This window comes from Pseudomonas sp. PVC-5-1 (genome assembly GCF_057444345.1).
The window spans coordinates 2,949,239-2,965,662 of the sequence record NZ_CM172024.1 but is presented as its reverse complement, the minus strand read 5'-3'; the positions used below and the strand labels follow the sequence as shown (position 1 = coordinate 2,965,662).

Annotated in this window: 14 protein-coding genes; 8 read left to right on the top strand and 6 right to left on the bottom strand. The window is 63.1% G+C overall.

Going from position 1 to position 16,424, the window contains the following annotated elements:
* Nucleotides 1–86: 86 nt before the first annotated feature.
* On the top strand, nucleotides 87–1,508 hold the full coding sequence (locus AC2T3R_RS13545) for an undecaprenyl-phosphate glucose phosphotransferase (protein ID WP_024087158.1): 1,422 nt from the start codon (nucleotides 87–89) through the stop codon (nucleotides 1,506–1,508).
* Between the two features lie 170 nt (nucleotides 1,509–1,678).
* Here AC2T3R_RS13545 and AC2T3R_RS13540 read toward each other — a convergent pair whose 3' ends face one another.
* Nucleotides 1,679–2,620 carry a LysR substrate-binding domain-containing protein gene (locus tag AC2T3R_RS13540; RefSeq protein ID WP_013972698.1) on the bottom strand — a complete coding sequence of 314 codons (942 nt, stop codon included), beginning with the start codon at nucleotides 2,618–2,620 and terminating at the stop codon, nucleotides 1,679–1,681.
* A 146-nt stretch (nucleotides 2,621–2,766) separates the two neighbouring features.
* Between AC2T3R_RS13540 and AC2T3R_RS13535 the strand changes: the two genes are divergently transcribed.
* Entirely contained in the window at nucleotides 2,767–4,143 is a 1,377-nt protein-coding gene (locus AC2T3R_RS13535; protein ID WP_410953057.1) for an L-serine ammonia-lyase, read from the top strand.
* A gap of 140 nt (nucleotides 4,144–4,283) precedes the next feature.
* On the opposite strand, the gene AC2T3R_RS13530 is transcribed toward AC2T3R_RS13535, so the two are convergent.
* Nucleotides 4,284–4,961: a DUF3313 domain-containing protein gene (locus AC2T3R_RS13530; RefSeq protein ID WP_025339019.1), complete on the bottom strand. Its 678-nt coding sequence runs from the start codon at nucleotides 4,959–4,961 to the stop codon at nucleotides 4,284–4,286.
* A 121-nt stretch (nucleotides 4,962–5,082) separates the two neighbouring features.
* Here AC2T3R_RS13530 and AC2T3R_RS13525 point away from each other — a divergent pair, with 121 nt between their 5' ends.
* Nucleotides 5,083–5,328 (top strand): helix-turn-helix domain-containing protein, encoded by a 246-nt coding sequence (locus AC2T3R_RS13525; protein WP_486743773.1) that lies wholly within the window; start codon nucleotides 5,083–5,085, stop codon nucleotides 5,326–5,328.
* Between the two features lie 103 nt (nucleotides 5,329–5,431).
* On the opposite strand, the gene AC2T3R_RS13520 is transcribed toward AC2T3R_RS13525, so the two are convergent.
* From AC2T3R_RS13520 to AC2T3R_RS13510, 3 genes are all read right to left on the bottom strand, one after another.
* Nucleotides 5,432–6,727, bottom strand: a complete 1,296-nt coding sequence (locus AC2T3R_RS13520; RefSeq protein WP_486743772.1) for an NAD(P)/FAD-dependent oxidoreductase — start codon at nucleotides 6,725–6,727, stop codon at nucleotides 5,432–5,434.
* A 13-nt stretch (nucleotides 6,728–6,740) separates the two neighbouring features.
* The gene (locus tag AC2T3R_RS13515) at nucleotides 6,741–7,829 is read right to left on the bottom strand and encodes a polyamine ABC transporter substrate-binding protein (protein ID WP_085720245.1); all 1,089 of its coding nucleotides are present in this window, start codon (nucleotides 7,827–7,829) and stop codon (nucleotides 6,741–6,743) included.
* A gap of 165 nt (nucleotides 7,830–7,994) precedes the next feature.
* Nucleotides 7,995–9,353: a glutamine synthetase family protein gene (locus tag AC2T3R_RS13510; protein ID WP_486743771.1), complete on the bottom strand. Its 1,359-nt coding sequence runs from the start codon at nucleotides 9,351–9,353 to the stop codon at nucleotides 7,995–7,997.
* A 183-nt stretch (nucleotides 9,354–9,536) separates the two neighbouring features.
* Between AC2T3R_RS13510 and AC2T3R_RS13505 the strand changes: the two genes are divergently transcribed.
* Nucleotides 9,537–10,436 carry a helix-turn-helix domain-containing protein gene (locus AC2T3R_RS13505; protein WP_013972692.1) on the top strand — a complete coding sequence of 300 codons (900 nt, stop codon included), beginning with the start codon at nucleotides 9,537–9,539 and terminating at the stop codon, nucleotides 10,434–10,436.
* A gap of 187 nt (nucleotides 10,437–10,623) precedes the next feature.
* A complete protein-coding gene (locus AC2T3R_RS13500; RefSeq protein ID WP_486743770.1) occupies nucleotides 10,624–12,534 on the top strand; it encodes a DEAD/DEAH box helicase in 1,911 nt (636 codons plus the stop codon).
* A gap of 152 nt (nucleotides 12,535–12,686) precedes the next feature.
* Here AC2T3R_RS13500 and AC2T3R_RS13495 read toward each other — a convergent pair whose 3' ends face one another.
* A complete protein-coding gene (locus AC2T3R_RS13495; RefSeq protein ID WP_015270394.1) occupies nucleotides 12,687–14,072 on the bottom strand; it encodes an aldehyde dehydrogenase family protein in 1,386 nt (461 codons plus the stop codon).
* Nucleotides 14,073–14,179: 107 nt separating this feature from the next.
* Here AC2T3R_RS13495 and ptrR point away from each other — a divergent pair, with 107 nt between their 5' ends.
* The 3 genes from ptrR to AC2T3R_RS13480 all read left to right on the top strand — a co-directional run bounded on the left by ptrR (nucleotide 14,180) and on the right by AC2T3R_RS13480 (nucleotide 16,416).
* Nucleotides 14,180–15,046, top strand: coding sequence for a putrescine utilization regulator PtrR (gene ptrR, locus AC2T3R_RS13490; RefSeq protein ID WP_486743769.1), 867 nt, complete (start codon nucleotides 14,180–14,182; stop codon nucleotides 15,044–15,046).
* A 125-nt stretch (nucleotides 15,047–15,171) separates the two neighbouring features.
* Nucleotides 15,172–15,615, top strand: a complete 444-nt coding sequence (locus tag AC2T3R_RS13485; protein WP_054573257.1) for a hypothetical protein — start codon at nucleotides 15,172–15,174, stop codon at nucleotides 15,613–15,615.
* Nucleotides 15,616–15,669: 54 nt separating this feature from the next.
* Complete coding sequence (locus AC2T3R_RS13480) at nucleotides 15,670–16,416, top strand: phytanoyl-CoA dioxygenase family protein (protein ID WP_015270392.1); 747 nt, start codon at nucleotides 15,670–15,672, stop codon at nucleotides 16,414–16,416.
* Nucleotides 16,417–16,424 lie beyond the last annotated feature (8 nt).

Sequence of the window (16,424 nt, the reverse complement as noted above, 5' to 3'; positions counted from 1 at the left end):
TTGCTCCACGGGCTTTGCATGAGCCGTTGTCAAGGCTTGCTTGTTGGTGGAAGGCATTTGCTGCACGCAAATTGATGAGGTCTGAAATGGTCTTAGAGCCCAGAAGCAGTCGTTCCTTACTGCAGAGAAGAAGCAGCGTAAGTAACGCCATTCAGGCCGGCCTCGATGGAATTGCAGTCATCGGCATTGCCTGGTACCTGATCTACGACCAGTTTGGCTACATCACTTCCGATTACGTGATCATGCTGCTGTTGCTGGTTGGCGCCCTGGCAGTCATCTACGATCACTATGCGATCTACCGTACCAACGTCGGGCTTTCCATCAAGGCTTTCCGGCTGTTCAAGGCCTGGTCGGCAACCTTTTGCTTCCTGGTGGTCATGGCCTTCCTGGCCAAACAGAGCGAAACCTATTCGCGACTGCTGGTCGTGCAGTTGTTCATCATTGGCTACATCGCCCAGTTGTTCCTGCACTTTGCCGTGCGCGAATTGCAAAAGCGCTTCACCGCCCATGCACGCCTGGACAACGCCCTGATCATTGGTGCCGGTGATCTAGCCAACTTCCTGTATCAGAAAATCAGCAACAACCCCTGGTTCGGCGAACGCGTGCTGGGTTGCGTGCTGATCGACAATGCCGATGAGCCGGGGCGCGAAAGTGCCGAAGGAAAGCAGCGCATGCCGGTGCTCGGGCATGTTGCCGAGCTCGACGATATCGTGGCCCGCCATGGCATTCGCACAGTGTACCTGGTGACCCCGCTGGGCGGTTCCGAGGTCATCAACGATGTGTATTTCAAGTTGCTCGACAAGTGCATCGCGGTGAACTGGGTACCGGATATCTTCTCGTTGCGCCTGATCAATCACAGTGTGCGGGAAATTGCCGGCATACCTGTGCTGACCTTGTCGGAAACACCGCTGACGGGCATGAGCCTGTTCTTGAAGAACCTCGAGGACAGGGTGTTGGCGGCGCTGATCCTGCTGCTGGCATCGCCGGTGTTGCTGGCCGTTGCGCTGGCCATCAAGCTCGATAGCCGCGGCCCGGTTTTCTTCCGTCAGGAGCGCACCGGCTGGACGGGGGAAGCGTTCCGTATCTGGAAGTTCAGGAGCATGCATGTCCACCAGCCGGAAGATGGCGTGGTGAAGCAGGCGCAGAGGGATGACCCACGGCTGACCCGGGTCGGCGCCTTTATCCGCCGCACCAGCCTCGATGAACTGCCGCAGTTGTTCAATGTGCTGACCGGGGAGATGTCGCTGGTAGGGCCGCGGCCGCATGCGTTGCAGCATGACACGCTGTATTCGCAGGACATCGTCGACTACTTCGCTCGCCACAATATCAAGCCTGGCATGACCGGCCTGGCGCAGGTGCGTGGGTTCAGGGGCGAAACCAGGGATATCGAACAGATGATCCAGCGGGTGGACTCGGACATCGAGTACATCAACAACTGGTCGCTGTGGCTGGATTTCGTGATTCTGGTGCGCACGTTGAATGCGTTTACCGGCAAGCAGGCCTACTGACGCACAAATCTCGCAAGCGCTCTGCGCACCCTGTGGGAGCGGGTTTACCCGCGAAAAATCCAACGCGGTGCATGGCACCGGCTGCGCCGGTGTTCGCGGCTAAAGCCGCTCCTACAGGGTCCCTGCCAATTCAATGAGTCATTTGCAGCGTGCAAGCGTAATTGGCTGGCCTAGTCCTTGTTCAGCGGGTGCAACTCCCTGAACCCCCGCGCTTCCTCCACCAGCCAGTCATGCACCGCCCGCGCCCCCGGCTGGTTAAGCCCGCCCGGTGGGTAATGCACTACATAGCGCTTGTGATTGGCGATAGGCACCCCGAACGGCACGATCAGTGCGCCGCGCTCCAGTTCGTCGTTGAGCAGCGTGCGTCGGGCGATCGCCACGCCAATGCCGGCAATCGCCGCCTCGATGGTCAGGTGGTTGCGGTTGAAGGTATGCCCGCGCCGCACATCCAGGCCGGCGGCGCCGATGCCCTCCAGGTAGAACTCCCATTCGGCATATTCCGAACTGCCGCGCCAGGCCGTAATGTCGTGCAGCAGCGGGTAGTGCACAAGATCCGCCGGCCCGTGCAGCGGCGGGCGCCCGCGCAGCAAGGTGGGGGAGCACACGGGGAAGATCTGCTCGTCCAGCAGTGGTGTCGAGAGCATGCCGGGGTAGCTGCCATCGTTCAGGTCGATGGCCAGGTCGAAATCGCCCGGGGTCAACGCCTGGGCACTGTCTTCGGCCACCAGACGCAACTCGATGTCCGGGTAGCGTTGTTGAAAGCGCGGAAGGCGAGGCGTGAGCCATTTGGCCAGGAACGACGGGATCGAGCGCAGGCGCAAGGTGCCGCGGATCTCACCTGCATCCAGGCGCAGCAGTTCGGCTTCGATGCTGCCGTAGGCTTCGGTCACCGTCTGTGCCAGGCGTTGCCCTTCGGCGCTCAGTTCCACACCACGTGCCCGACGCAGGAACAGTTGGTAGCCCAGGCGTTCCTCCAGCTGGCGCATCTGTTGGCTGACAGCGCCCGGGGTAATGTGCAGCTCTTCGGCACAGCGGGTGAAGGACAAGTGCCGGGCCGCACAGGCGAACACGTGTAGCCAGACGAACGTCTGGCCATTGAGTTGTCGTCGCATCGTTTAGTACCACTAAAGCCTTGCTTAGGAAGTTTCGTTGGTCATCCGTGAGCCAGCGCGGCAGTATCGCGCAAAATCGCAATATCGCTCAATTTCTCCAGATAACCGCGCTGCGGCTTCATACCCGGGCACGGTCAGGCATTAGCATGGCTATCAGTGTTTTCGACCTTTTCAAAATCGGCATCGGGCCGTCCAGTTCCCACACCGTCGGCCCGATGCGGGCGGCGGCTACCTTTGCCCAGGCCCTGCGCGAACAGGGGCTGCTGGCCCGGGCAAGCCGTGTCGAGGTGCGGTTGTACGGGTCGCTGTCGGCAACCGGGGTTGGCCATGCGACCGATCGCGCCTGCCTGCTCGGCCTGATGGGCCAGTGGCCGGACCGCATCGACCCGGCCACCATCGAGTCGCGCATTGGCCAGGTGATGCAGGAGCACTGCCTGATGCTCGATGGCAGCCACCCGCTGGCGTTCGAGTACAGCCGCGACATGCTGCTGCTCGACGAGAACCTGCCGTATCACCCCAATGCCATGAGCCTGGAAGCCATGGACGGGCAGGGCAGCCTGTTGCGCCAGACCTACTATTCGGTGGGCGGTGGTTTTATCGTCGAGCAAGCCGAGATCGACGCGCCAGCGCTCGAAGCGAACGCGGTGGTGCTGCCGTACGAGTTCGACAGCGCTGCGCAATTGCTAGCCTTGTGCAAGGGCCATGGCTTGAGTGTGGCGCAGCTGATGATGGCCAACGAATGCGCCTGGCGCCCTGAGGCCGAGGTACGCGAGGGCCTGCTGCGGATCTGGGGTGCCATGCGTGAATGCGTCGACAATGGCCTGCGCAATGAAGGCATCCTGCCGGGCGGGTTGCACGTCAAGCGCCGTGCGGCGCGGCTGCATCGCAGCCTGCAGGAGCTGGGCAAGCCCAACGTGATCGGTTCCACCCTCAGCGCCATGGAATGGGTCAACCTGTTCGCCCTTGCGGTGAATGAAGAGAATGCCGCCGGCGGGCGCATGGTCACAGCACCTACCAATGGTGCTGCCGGCATCATCCCGGCGGTGCTGCATTACTACATGAAGTTCAACCCGGGGGCGTGCGACGCGGACGTGGTGGACTTCCTGCTGGCGGCAGCGGCGGTCGGTATCCTGTGCAAGAAGAATGCGTCGATTTCCGGGGCCGAGGTTGGTTGCCAGGGCGAGGTAGGTTCGGCCTGTTCGATGGCCGCTGCCGGCCTTGCCCAGGTGCTGGGCGCTACGCCGCCGCAGCTGGAAAATGCCGCCGAGATTGCCCTGGAGCATAACCTTGGGCTGACCTGCGACCCTGTCGGCGGCTTGGTGCAGGTGCCGTGTATCGAGCGCAACGCGATTGCTGCGGTGAAAGCGATCAACGCCGTGCAGATGGCGTTGCGAGGGGATGGCGAGCACTTCATCTCGCTCGACCGGGTGATCCGCACCATGCGTGATACCGGGGCGGACATGCATGCAAACTACAAGGAGACCTCGCGTGGCGGCCTGGCTGTTGCCTTCGTAGAGTGCTGACGCGGTCAACTGTAGGAGCGGCCTTGTGTCGCGAAAGGGCTGCGAAGCAGCCCCAGCGATTTCAGCTTGAATACGTGGATCTGGGGCCGCTCCGCGCCCCATCGCGACACAAGGCCGCTCCTACATGGACCAGTGAGGCTTTAGCGGGCTTTCTGCTTCGCTTCCAGGAAACTCGCGCGCATGTCCTTGGCCCAGCCATCCAGCACCGGCTTGACGTCATTCAGGGTCAGTTGCGTGGTCTTGTTCTCCAGATCCTGCCCCGTGCCCTTGCGCACGACCTGGGCCAGCACTTTCTGACTGGCACCATCGAGGAACGCAGCTTCCACGCCGACATCCACCTCTTGGTCACGGCCGCCCATGGCGGTGTTCACACCGGCTGAAATCAGCGCGATAGGGATGACCTCATAAGGCTTGAGACCCTCGTTGCTGGTGGACACCGCAGTGATGGCCGGGCGCACCACGATCACGCCCGGGCCGGGGCCCTTGGCCAGCGGTACCACGCTGCCCATTTCACGGCGCAGCGCTTCGTTGAAGTAGCGGGTGATTTCCTGCAGCGTCTGCGCCGAGATGACCGCCGTCGGCTGCGGCCTGGGGTAGAACTGGCTGGGCTCGATGAACACCTGGCTGTACTGGTTGACGTTGACCTTGGGGTCGATCCAGCGCATCACCGGGTCACCCGACGGGCTCTTGGTTTCCTGCAGCCGGCTGTAATCCTTGAGGAAGCCGGAGTAGTCCTTTGGGTCCACGCGATTGCTGGAGCAAGCGGCCATGGTAAGCAGTGCGGCGCACAACAGGGTGATGCGGGGCAATGATTTCATGATGAAGATGCATCCATGATAGGTCGGCCAGAACAACGCTAGCAGGTGCGCGACAGTTGGCCAGTGGGCTGGTTCAATCTGTAGTGGGAATTGGCTGCGGTAATCCCTGCACGAGGCCGTAGTGATCGGCAAGGTCACGCTTCGGGATTACGAAGCGCCATGCCCTGCACCGGTGCGAGATTTCAGCGCACTGGACATACGCCGTTTGCGCGAGGCACTCAACTTCAGTCAGCCGGTCTTTGCGATGCATTTGCACACGAGCGCATCGACAGTGCGCAAATGGGAGCAGGGCGAGACCCGCCCATCGGGACCGGCTTTGAAACTACTGAATATCATTAAAAACAAAGGGTTACAGGTTCTTCTTTGAGTCCTTTGTCTGGTTTTTTGAAAGTCCTTTCAAAACAGTGAATTACGGCAATTTTTGAAAAATTTCCTTTAACTTCCGATTCGCAGGCAAGCCCGCTGCCACGTCAACCCAGCACCTCCCGCAGTCGATACCACAACATCCCCAGCGCCAGCAGCGGTGAGCGTAGTGCCTTGCCACCGGGGAAGGTCAGGTGTGGCACGGCGCTGAATACGTCCAGCCCTTGGCTGTGGCCGAGCGCGATGCTTTCGGCCAGCAGTTTCGCCGTCCAGTGCGTCACGTTCAGCCCATGCCCGGAATAGCCCTGGGCGTAGTAAACATTGGGGTGCTGGCTGAGGCGCCCGACTTGGGGGAAGCGGTTGGCGGTGATGCCGATCATGCCTCCCCACTGGTATTCGATACGCACGTTGGCCAGTTGCGGAAACACCTTCAGCACCTTGGGCCGCATGTAGGCGCCGATGTCCTTGGGGTCGCGGCCGGAATAGTGGCAGGCGCCGCCGAACAGCAGGCGCCGGTCTGCCGTGAGGCGGTAGTAGTCCAGGCCGACTTTCTGGTCGCACAGCGCCATGTTCTGCGGGATCAGGCTGCTGGCCAGTGACTCGGGCAATGGCTCGGTAGCCACCACGTAGCTGCCGGCCGGCAGCACCTTGCCGCTCAGGCGTGGTTCCAGTTCATCGAGGTGGGCGTTGCAGCCCAGCACCAGGCTGCTTGCCCGCACCTTGCCACGGGCTGTGTGCAGTGTCACGCGGGGGCCGTGCTCGATGCGCAGCACCGGGCTCTGCTCGAAGATGCGTACGCCCAGGCCGTGGGCGGCGCGGGCTTCGCCCTGAACCAGGTCAAGCGGGTGCAGGTGGCCCGAGCCCATGTCTACCAGGCCGCCGGCGTATTGGTCGCTGGCAACGATTTCATGCAGCCGGTCGGCATTGACCAGGCGGGTTTCAGGGCGATAGCCGAGTGCGTCGAGATCGTCCTGTTCGTCCTTGAAGGCGGCGAACTGCGCAGGGGTGTTGGCCAGTTCGCAGAAGCCCCAGCGCAGGTCGCAGGCAATGCCGTACCGGGCGATACGGCTGGCCACCAGCGCTACCGAATCGATGCCGGCCTGTTTCAGGTAGTGCACGCCGTCCTGGCCGACATGCCGGGCAAAGCCGCTGACGTCATGGCCGATGCCGCGAATCAGCTGGCCGCCATTGCGGCCGCTGGCACCCCAGCCGATGCGTCGGCCCTCCAGCAGCACCACCGAGAGGCCGCGCTCGGCCAGTTCCAGGGCGGTATTGACCCCGGTCAGCCCGCCGCCGACCACGCACACATCGGCGCTCAGCTCGCCGTCCAGGCTGGGGTAGGGCGCCGCATCGCGTGCCGTGGCGGCATAGTACGAAGCGGTGTGTTGGGTAGTGAAAGACATGGGCGTTCTCGACTCAGCGGTTGGACTTGATCTTGCTCCAGGAGCGGGTCATGACGCGCATGATCTTCGGGCTCGGCGTGCTGGAGATGTACAGCTTGTCCAGCACGTCCTGGGGTGGGTAGATCTCAGGGTTGTTTACCAGCGATGCGTCCATGTAGGCCTGGGCATCGGGGTTTGCATTGGCATATCCGACCGTGGCGCTGACCTTGGCGATCACCTTGGGGTCGAGCAGGTAGTTGATGAACGCCAGGGCTTGTTCGGGGTTGTTGGCGTCCTTGGGGATGGCCAGCAGGTCGAACCACAGGTTGCTGCCTTCCTTGGGAATGCTGTAGGCGATCTTTACCCCGTTCTTCGCTTCCACGGCGCGGTTGGCGGCCTGGAACACGTCGCCGGAGTAGCCGAAGGCCACGCAGACATTGCCATTGGCCAGGTCGGAAACGTACTTGGAGGAGTGGAAGTAGGTTATATAGGGGCGCAGTTCGAGCAGGCGGGCTTCCGCCTTGGCGTAGTCGGCCGGTTTCTCGCTGCGCGGGTCCATGCCCAGGTAGTTGAGCACGGCCGGGAACAGTTCATCGGGCGAGTCCATGAACGCCACACCGCATTGCTTGAGCTTTTTCAGGTTCTCGGGCTCGAACAGCACCGCCCATGAATCGATATGGTCGACGCCCAGGGCCGCCTTGACCTTGTCGATGTTGTAGCCGATGCCGTTGGTACCCCACAGGTAGGGTACGGCGTACTGGTTGCCTGGGTCGTTCTGTTCAAGTTGCTTGAGCAGCTTGGGGTCCAGGTGCTGCCAGTTCGGCAGCTTGCTGCGGTCCAGCGGCAGGAAGGCACCCGCTTGTGCCTGGCGTGCGAGGAAGTGGTTGGATGGCACCACTACGTCATAGCCGGTGCGCCCGGCCAGCAGCTTGCCTTCCAGTGTTTCGTTGGAGTCGAACACGTCATAGACCACCTTGATCCCGCTGCTGGCCTGGAAGTCGGCCACGGTGGTGTCACCGATGTAGTCGGTCCAGTTGTACACGCTGACCGAGGGAGTGGCCTGGGTAGTGGTGGCGAACAGCAGGGTGAATGCGGCGGGGATCAGGGCTTGCAGATGACGCATGGGGACACCTCGTTGGTATTGTTCTTGGAGTTCGGTGTATAGGGACTGCTTCGCAGCCCATCGCCGGCAAGCCAGCTCCCACAGGTTCTCCATGAACCTGAAGCCTGCGCTGTACCTGTGGGAGCTGGCTTGCCGGCGATGGGGTGCAAAGCACCCCTGGGTGGATCAGACACTCAGCATCAGGAACTCACGCTCCCACGAGCTGATCACCCGCTTGTAGTTCTCGTGCTCGGCACGCTTGACCGCCACATAACCCTGGACGAATTGCTTGCCCAGGTACTGCTGCACGGTCTCGCAGTCTTCCATGTGCTGCAGCGCGTCCTCGATGGTGATCGGCAGGCGCAGGTTGCGCCGCTCGTAGGCACGGCCCTGCACAGGTGCGCTGGGCTCGATGCGCTCGACCATGCCCAGGTAGCCGCACAGAAGGCTGGCGGCGATGGCCAGGTACGGGTTGGCGTCGGCGCCCGGCAGGCGGTTTTCCACGCGCATTGCCTCGGGGCTTGAGGTGGGTACGCGCAGCCCGGCGGTACGGTTTTCCTCACACCACTCGACGTTCACTGGTGCCGAGGTGTCCGGCAGGAAGCGGCGGAACGAGTTGACGTTGGGCGCGAACATCGGCAGCAGCTTGGGGATGTACTTCTGCAAACCGCCGATGTGGTACAGGAACAGCTGGCTCATGCTGCCGTCTTCATTGGCGAAGATCGGCTTGCCGGTGGCGATGTCGACCACGCTCTGGTGCAGGTGCATGGCACTGCCGGGCTCGTCGGTGATCGGCTTGGCCATGAAGGTGGCGGCCACGTTGTGCTTGAGCGCGGCTTCACGCATGGTGCGCTTGAACACGGTGATCTGGTCGGCCAGGTCCAGGGCGTCGCCGTGGCGGAAGTTGATCTCCATCTGCGCCGGGCCGTCTTCATGGATCAGCGTGTCCAGGTCCAGGCCCTGGATCTCGCACCAGTCGTAGACGTCTTCGAACAGCGGATCGAACTCGTTGGCGGCATCGATCGAGAACGACTGGCGGCCGCTTTCGGCACGGCCGGAACGCCCCAGCGGCACTTGCAGCGGCAAGTCCGGGTCTTCGCAGCGCTGGGTCAGGTAGAACTCCATCTCCGGTGCCACGATTGGCTGCCAGCCTTTGTCTGCATAAAGCTTGAGCACTTTCTTCAGCACGTTGCGCGGCGACAGTTCGATGGGGTTGCCTTGCTTGTCGAAGGTGTCGTGGATAACGATCGCGGTCGGCTCGATCGCCCACGGGATCTGGTACACGGCGCTCGGGTCTGGGCGGCAGACCATGTCGATGTCGGCGGCATCGAGCAGGTTGTAGTAAATGTCATCGTCGACATAGTCGCCGGTGACCGTCTGCAGCAGCACGCTCTCGGGCAGGCGCATGCCACGCTCGTGGAGAAACTTGGCGGTGGGTGCGATCTTGCCGCGGGCGATGCCGGTCAGGTCGCTGATCACGCATTCGACTTCGGTGATACGGTGTTCTTTCAGCCAGGCGGACAGCTGATCGAAGGGGGCGTTCATACAGACCTCTTGGTTGGGTTTTGGTGTGGGAGCAAGCATGCCAGCGTAAACCGTTCCAGGGTTTCGAAGGCGTCCCGCTTCCCAGGTGACGCGCTGGAGACTATCTTGGTCGCAGCCCGCAAGGCTGATCTATCCACTTTCTCCGGCAATGAATGCACCAAAAGAGTGCAACTAGGACCGAGCGTGACAACCGCCAATGCCCTGCAAGTCCAGGCTTACCACACCACCGACGTAACCGAACAAGTACGTGCCACCCCTGGCTGGCAGCAGCAGTACCGGCAGATGTCGCCCGGGCATTTCAGCGGTGAGCTGCGTTGCCTGGGGCTGGACGGGGTGGAGGTGTACGAGGAGCGGCTGAACACCCGGGTGGAGCAGTTTTTCCGCGCGCCGAGCGGTTCGCTGGCGTTCTGCTTCGACCGCAGCGAGAACAGCCTGTACCTGCTGAACGAGCAGAGCCGGAACATCTGGATCACGCCAGAGAACTACCAGGAAGTGGCGGTCGTGTTCGACCAGGCCTTCCTGGCGCGCCATGGGCTTGACCCGCAGCGCCTGGAAGGGTTGTTCATGGTGCCGCTGGGCAGCGGGCAGAATGCGCTGTTCGGCAGTTGGCTGAGTGCGACACTGACCCGCTTGGGCCAGGCGGATTGCCCTCTGCAGGGGCAGGCCCTGGCGGAGCAATTGCTGGAGGACTGCCTGTTCATCCTCGACAACGCCTGCCAGCGCCTGCAGGGTGTGGCGTTGGGCCGGCGTGACGAGGAACGGGCGATCATGCGCCGGGTAAGCGAATGGGCGGCCGACTGCCCGGAGGAGACGCTGAACCTGGTGGAGCTGGCGGATGCTGCCGGGGTTTCTTTGCGTCAGTTGCAACAGGCCTTCAAGGCGTTTACCGGAATGCCGCCGGCGCACTGGTTGCGCCTGCGCCGGCTGAACGGTGCGCGGCGCGATCTGTTGCGTGGCGATGGCGTGACCGTGGCCGAGGTGGCGATGCGTTGGTCGTTCTGGCATTTGGGAAGGTTTTCAGAGAGTTACCGGCAGTTGTTCAAGGAGTTTCCCAGCGAGACTTTGAAGCGGGGCAGGGGCTGAATCTGGTGGTGTAGCTGCTGGCCTCTTCGCGGGCTCGCCCGCTCCCACAGGGACCTCACAATACCTGGCCCTGAGGTGATCCTGTGAGAGCGGGCAAGCCCGCGAAGAGGCCGGCCCAGGCATACACAACCCAGCATTCCACAGCAAAAATTGCTATCGTGCCGCCCTGATTCCACCCGAGGTGCCGATGTTCTACCTGCCTTTGCCCAGCGACCAGGCCGACCGCCTCGCCAGCGAGCCCACCACCGACTTCTTCACCACCGCCAGCGTGCTCGACGCCGCCGCCGTGCTGTTCGTGCAGAACCTGCCGCGCCAGCCCGCCACCGCCTCGGCGGATGCGCAGGAACGCCGCTTTGCCGAAATCGTGCGCATTGCCAACGAGGTCGAAAGCGCCGCACCGGGGCGCTTCCAGGGCCAGGTGGCGCAGCACTTCGATCGCGAAGCCTTCGCCATGGGCCTGGGCATGCTGGGCGAAAACGGGATCGCGCTGCTGTCGACCGAGGTGGAGTACCAGGCCGACGAGCTGCTGGACGCCGAGGGCCAGTGGAACTTCCAGTTCGCCGACAGCTACCGCCAGCGGGCAACCCCGCTGCACCCGGTGTACCTGCCTTCGCTGGCCAGCGACCTGATGCTCAGCGACCAACAGAACCGCCTGCTGCGCGAATTCCTCAGTGGTATCGATGAGTCGGTGGCGGTGCAGGGCTTTGCCGGCACCGGCAAGACCTTCCTGATTCACCAGTTCGCCCGCCTGCTCGAGCCCCAGCGCACGCTGTTGCTGGCCTTGACCGAAGGCCAGCTGCGCGCCCTGCAGGCGCGGGTCAAGGACGCCGCCGCCTACACCGCGCTGACCTTCGGCCAGCTGGCCGACGAGCTGCTCAACCGCGACCTCACCAGCAATGGCTGGCGCCTGCGCGACCCGTATCGCACCAAGCTTTCGTGGCGCCCGCAGGATGCGCAGGTGGTACGTTGGCTGGCCATCCCCGACATCGGCCCGCTCGCCGCGCGCGATGTGGTTGCCTTGTGCATCCGCGCGGTACGCACGTTCTGCCACAGCGCCGACACCCTGCTGCAGTTGCACCACCTGCCGTGGGCCGGGCCGGGTACCACGCCGCTGGACCAGGAAGTGTTGCTGGAAAAGGCACGCCTGTACTGGCAGGAGCTGATTCGCCCGTCGGCACGGGAAATCCAGTTGCCGGTGCGCGATTACCATCGGGTCAAACTGCTGTCGCTGACCGGTCATGTGATCGACAGCCGCTACACCCATGTCATCGTCGACGAGGCCCACGAGCTGTCGGCACCGATGCTTGCCGTGCTCGACCGCAGCCCGCAGTCGATCATTGCCCTGGGTGACGAGCTGCAGAACCTCAACGGCCTCAGCGCGCACCATGGCGGCTTTATCCGCCAGCGTTACATCGACCATTCACTGCGGGCCGGGCCGGCGATGGACAACGTGCTGAACCCGCTGATCAATGCCCACCCGGCGGCGATCCAGGCGGCCTTCAGTGGCAGCGCCGAGCACTACACCCGGGTCAGCTTTTTCGATGCGGTAACGGTGCCGGAACAGCCTACGGCGCTGATCGTCGACGATGAATGGGGCCTGTTTGGCTGGTTCCAGCGCCTGACCCACCAAGGCGTGCCGTTCGTGCTGCTGAAAAGCGCGCGCAAGGACTTCGAGCTGTTCGTCGAAGACTGCATCGAGTTGTACCGCCATGGCACCCGGCCGCGTCACCCGATGCTGTTCCGCTATGCCAGCTGGCAGGCGCTGGAGCAGGACAAGGGTGACGACAAGGCATTCGTCGCCGTGGCCAACATGCTGCGCAAGGGCTACACGCCAGAGCACTTTGCCAGGGCCAAGAGCCGTTACCGTTGGGACAAGGCGCCCAAGCTGTTCCTGGGGCGGGTGCGCGATGTGAAGAACATGGAGTTCGCCCGGGTGATGGTGTCGCCGGAGCTGATGGTAGCGCCGCAGGTAGCGGGGAACCGCAATGAACGGGCGCGGATGCTGGCGGGGTTGTATACCGCCTGTTCGCGGGCGCGGCATGAACTGATCGTGCCGGGGGGGATGCTGGATTGGGTCAAGGACCAGGTTCGGGATTAAGATTGTTGGGGCTGCTTTGCAGCCCATCGCGACACAAGGCCGCTCCTACAAGGGACCGCGATACAGGCCGACCCCACAGGATCGCACCGTGATCGTCTGTAGGAGCGGCCTTGTGTCGCGATGGGCCGCAAAGCGGCCCCTGTTACGCTGGATCAGTTACGGTCCAGCCACACAGTCTGGGCATTGGTGAACTCACGCACACCAAAGTGCGACAGTTCACGCCCGAAGCCGCTCTTCTTCACCCCGCCAAACGCCACGCGGGGGTCGGAAGCGCAATAGCCGTTGATGAACACGCCGCCGGTATCCAGCGCCGCGGTCATGCGTTCGGCCAGCGCGTAGTCGGCGGTGTAGATGGTCGAGGCCAGGCCGAATTCGCTGTCGTTGGCCAGCTCCACCGCATGCTCCGCATCACGTGCGCTGATGATCGCAGCCACCGGCCCGAACAGTTCCTGCTTGAACGCAGTCATCTGCGGGGTGACGTTGGCGAACACGGTCGGCGCGTAGAAGTTGGCCACGCCATCGACCTTGTGGCCGCCCAGCAGCAGGGTGGCGCCTTCGGCGATGGTCGCCTGGACCTGGCCATCCAGCTCGTCGCGCAGGTCGTAACGGGCCATCGGGCCGATGTAGGTACTTTCTTCCAGCGGGTTGCCGACCTTCAGCTCGCGAGTAGCCTCGACGAACTTGCGGGTGAATTCGTCAACGATGCTTTCCTCGACGATCAGGCGCTTGGCCGCAGCGCAGACCTGGCCGGTGTTCTGATAACGGCCGATCACGGCAGCTTTCACGGCGGCATCCAGGTCGGCGTCGGCCAGCACGATGAACGGGTCGGAACCGCCCAGCTCCAGCACGCACTTCTTCAGCGCAGCGCCGGCTTGCGCACCAATCGCCATGCCGGCACGCACGCTGCCGGTCAGGGTCACGGCGGCGATGCGCGGGTCGTTGATGGCGCGGGTGACGCCGTCCGGGGTCACGTTCAGCACTTCGAACACGCCTTCCGGCAGGCCGGCATCCTTGAACAGCTCGCCCAGCAGGTAGGCGCTGCCCATCACGTTCGGCGCGTGCTTGAGTACGTAGGTGTTGCCGGCCAGGATCGCCGGCACGGCGCCGCGCAGAACTTGCCAGACCGGGAAGTTCCATGGCATCACGGCCAGGATCGGGCCCAGCGGGCGGTATTCGATGCGGGCTTTCTCGACCTGGGTCGGCTCGGGGGCGAGCATGGCCGGGCCATGTTCGGCGTACCAGCGGCACAGGCCGACGCACTTGCTGACCTCACCACGGGCCTGGGCGACAGGCTTGCCGATTTCGCGGCTGATCATTTGCGCGAAGGCTTCGGCCTTGGTTTCGAGGGTGCTGGCCAAGGCGAGCAGGTACTCGCTGCGCTGACCCAGCGACACCTGGCGCCACTGGCGGTAGCCAACCTTGGCGCGTTGCAGCGCCGCTTCCAATGCGGCGTCGGTGTCGAACGGGTAGGCGCCGATCTGCTCGCCGCTGTACGGGTCGAGGGAGATGGCGTGGGTCAGGCTGCTGATCGCACTCATGGCGGGACACTCTCGTTGTTGTTGAACCGTGACGCCAGACTAGTGGGCTATGGCTTTAATGAAAACTGAATAATAATGAGCGAAACATTCACGTTTGGAGAATGGCTGTGGACCTGGTGCAACTCGAGATCTTCAAGGCCGTGGCAGAGCAGGGCAGCATCAGTGCCGCCGCGCAGCATATCCATCGGGTGCCGTCGAACCTGACCACGCGTATCAAGCAACTGGAGGAGGACCTGGGCGTGGAGCTGTTCATCCGCGAAAAGAGCCGGCTGCGCCTGTCCCCCGCAGGCTGGAACTTCCTCGAGTACACCCGGCGCATCCTTGACCTGGTGCACGAGGCGCGGCTGACAGTGGCCGGTGAAGACCCGCAGGGCACTTTCGCCCTGGGGTCGCTGGAAAGCACGGCGGCGGTGCGCATTCCGGCCTTGCTGGCGGCCTATAACCAGCGTTACCCCAAGGTCGACCTGGACCTGTCCACCGGGCCTTCCGGGACCATGCTCGAAGGCGTGCTGTCGGGGCGCCTGGTAGCGGCGTTCGTAGACGGCCCGGTGCTGCACCCGACGCTGGAGGGCATGCCGGTGTTCGAGGAAGAAATGATGGTCATCGCGCCGCTCAACCACGCCCCGGTAACCCGCGCCCAGGACGTCAACGGCGAAAGCATCTACGCCTTCCGCGCCAACTGCTCATACCGACATCACTTCGAGAACTGGTTCGTGCAGGACCAGGCGGTACCGGGCAAGATCCACGAAATGGAGTCGTACCACGGCATGCTGGCCTGCGTCAGCGCCGGCGCCGGCCTGGCCATGATGCCGCGCAGCATGCTCGACAACATGCCCGGTTGCAGCACCGTCAGTGCCTGGCCGATGTCGGAGGACTTCCGTTACCTGAAAACCTGGCTGGTGTGGCGCCGGGGCTCGGTATCGCGCAGTTTGAGCATGTTCGTGAAACTGCTCGAGGAAGGGCGCGCAACCTGATGTTCCAGCGCAACATCCACACCATTGATGCAAATTTCATCAAGACGACCATGCATCAGCACGAACGCCGTTACGCCTGAAGGATCAGATAATAGGTAAGCCATCCTCGAAAGGAGGGTCGTACCATGCGTAACCATCACTATGCCCTCGGCGCGGCGCTGCTGATCGCCCTGGCGCTGCCATGGACCCTGGCGGCCGCCGCCGACCTCAATGCCCCTATCGACATGCAGGCCGTGCAACTGCAACAGCAGGAGCAGAACGGCGTCCGCTACCTGCAAGGCGGCATCGGCCAGGATGAAGCCAACGCCCTGCGCAAGACCCCGGGCTATGACCTGCACGTAGAACTCTCCACCGGCCCGGAAGGCAAGTTCCAGAGCGGTGCTACCGTCGACATCCAGAATGCACAGGGCCAGCCCGTGCTCAGTCTTACGGATGCCGGGCCGCTGCTGTATGTGCAGTTGCCTCCCGGCAAATACAAAGTGACTGGCAACGCCCAGGGTGAGACGGTGCAGCAATTGGTGACCGTGAATGGCAAGACCCCCACCACCGTGAACCTGAACTGGCGTTGATGGAAAAACGGGCAGGAGTACGGATGTGCTCCTGCCTGAAAGGAGCACATCGCCATGAGCCTGGATCTTCAGCTGGAGATGTTGGACGAGCGGGGCTATGTGTTGCTCCCCGGTGTGCTCGAGCCCTTGCGTATCGCCTTGCTGCGCTGCGCCATCGATGACCTGCAGCCCATCCACTGGGATTACCAGGGGCTGCTGGAACACTACAAGTGCGTATTCAACCGCAACCCGTTGTGGTTACCCTTTCTCGACCTGCCGCCGCTGATTGCCCTGGCCGAAGCGGCACTGGGCGCCGACTGCCATGTGATCGGCCAGACCGCCTGGCGCAGCCACCCGGGCTACCCCGGCATGGCCCTGCACCTGGACCATCTGCCCATGCAGTTGCCCGACTGGCTCAGCGAGCGCGGCGACTTCACCCAGCCCCCGCAGATCCTGACTGCGCAGCTGTACCTCAGCGATATCGACCATCACATCGGGCCAACCTGGATTGTGCCCGGCAGCCACCGCGCTGCACGGCCACCGCAGGCTGGCGAGCAACACTGGCAGGGCCGTGAGGCCCAGCCGGTGCTGTGCAATGCCGGGGACGCGCTGGTGTTTCGCAGCGATGTCTGGCATAGCGGCGGGGCCAACTGCACCCAATCAAGCCAGCGCGACATGCTGCAAGTGCACTATGGACGGCGCATGGTCGCGCAGAAGTTTTCGCCATACCTGAACTGGCGTTTCAACCCGCAGGTGCTGGAGGAAGCCACACCCAGGCAAAGGCGCCTGCTGGGCGAACACGAAGAGGCGGAATACGACTGACTGCTGCT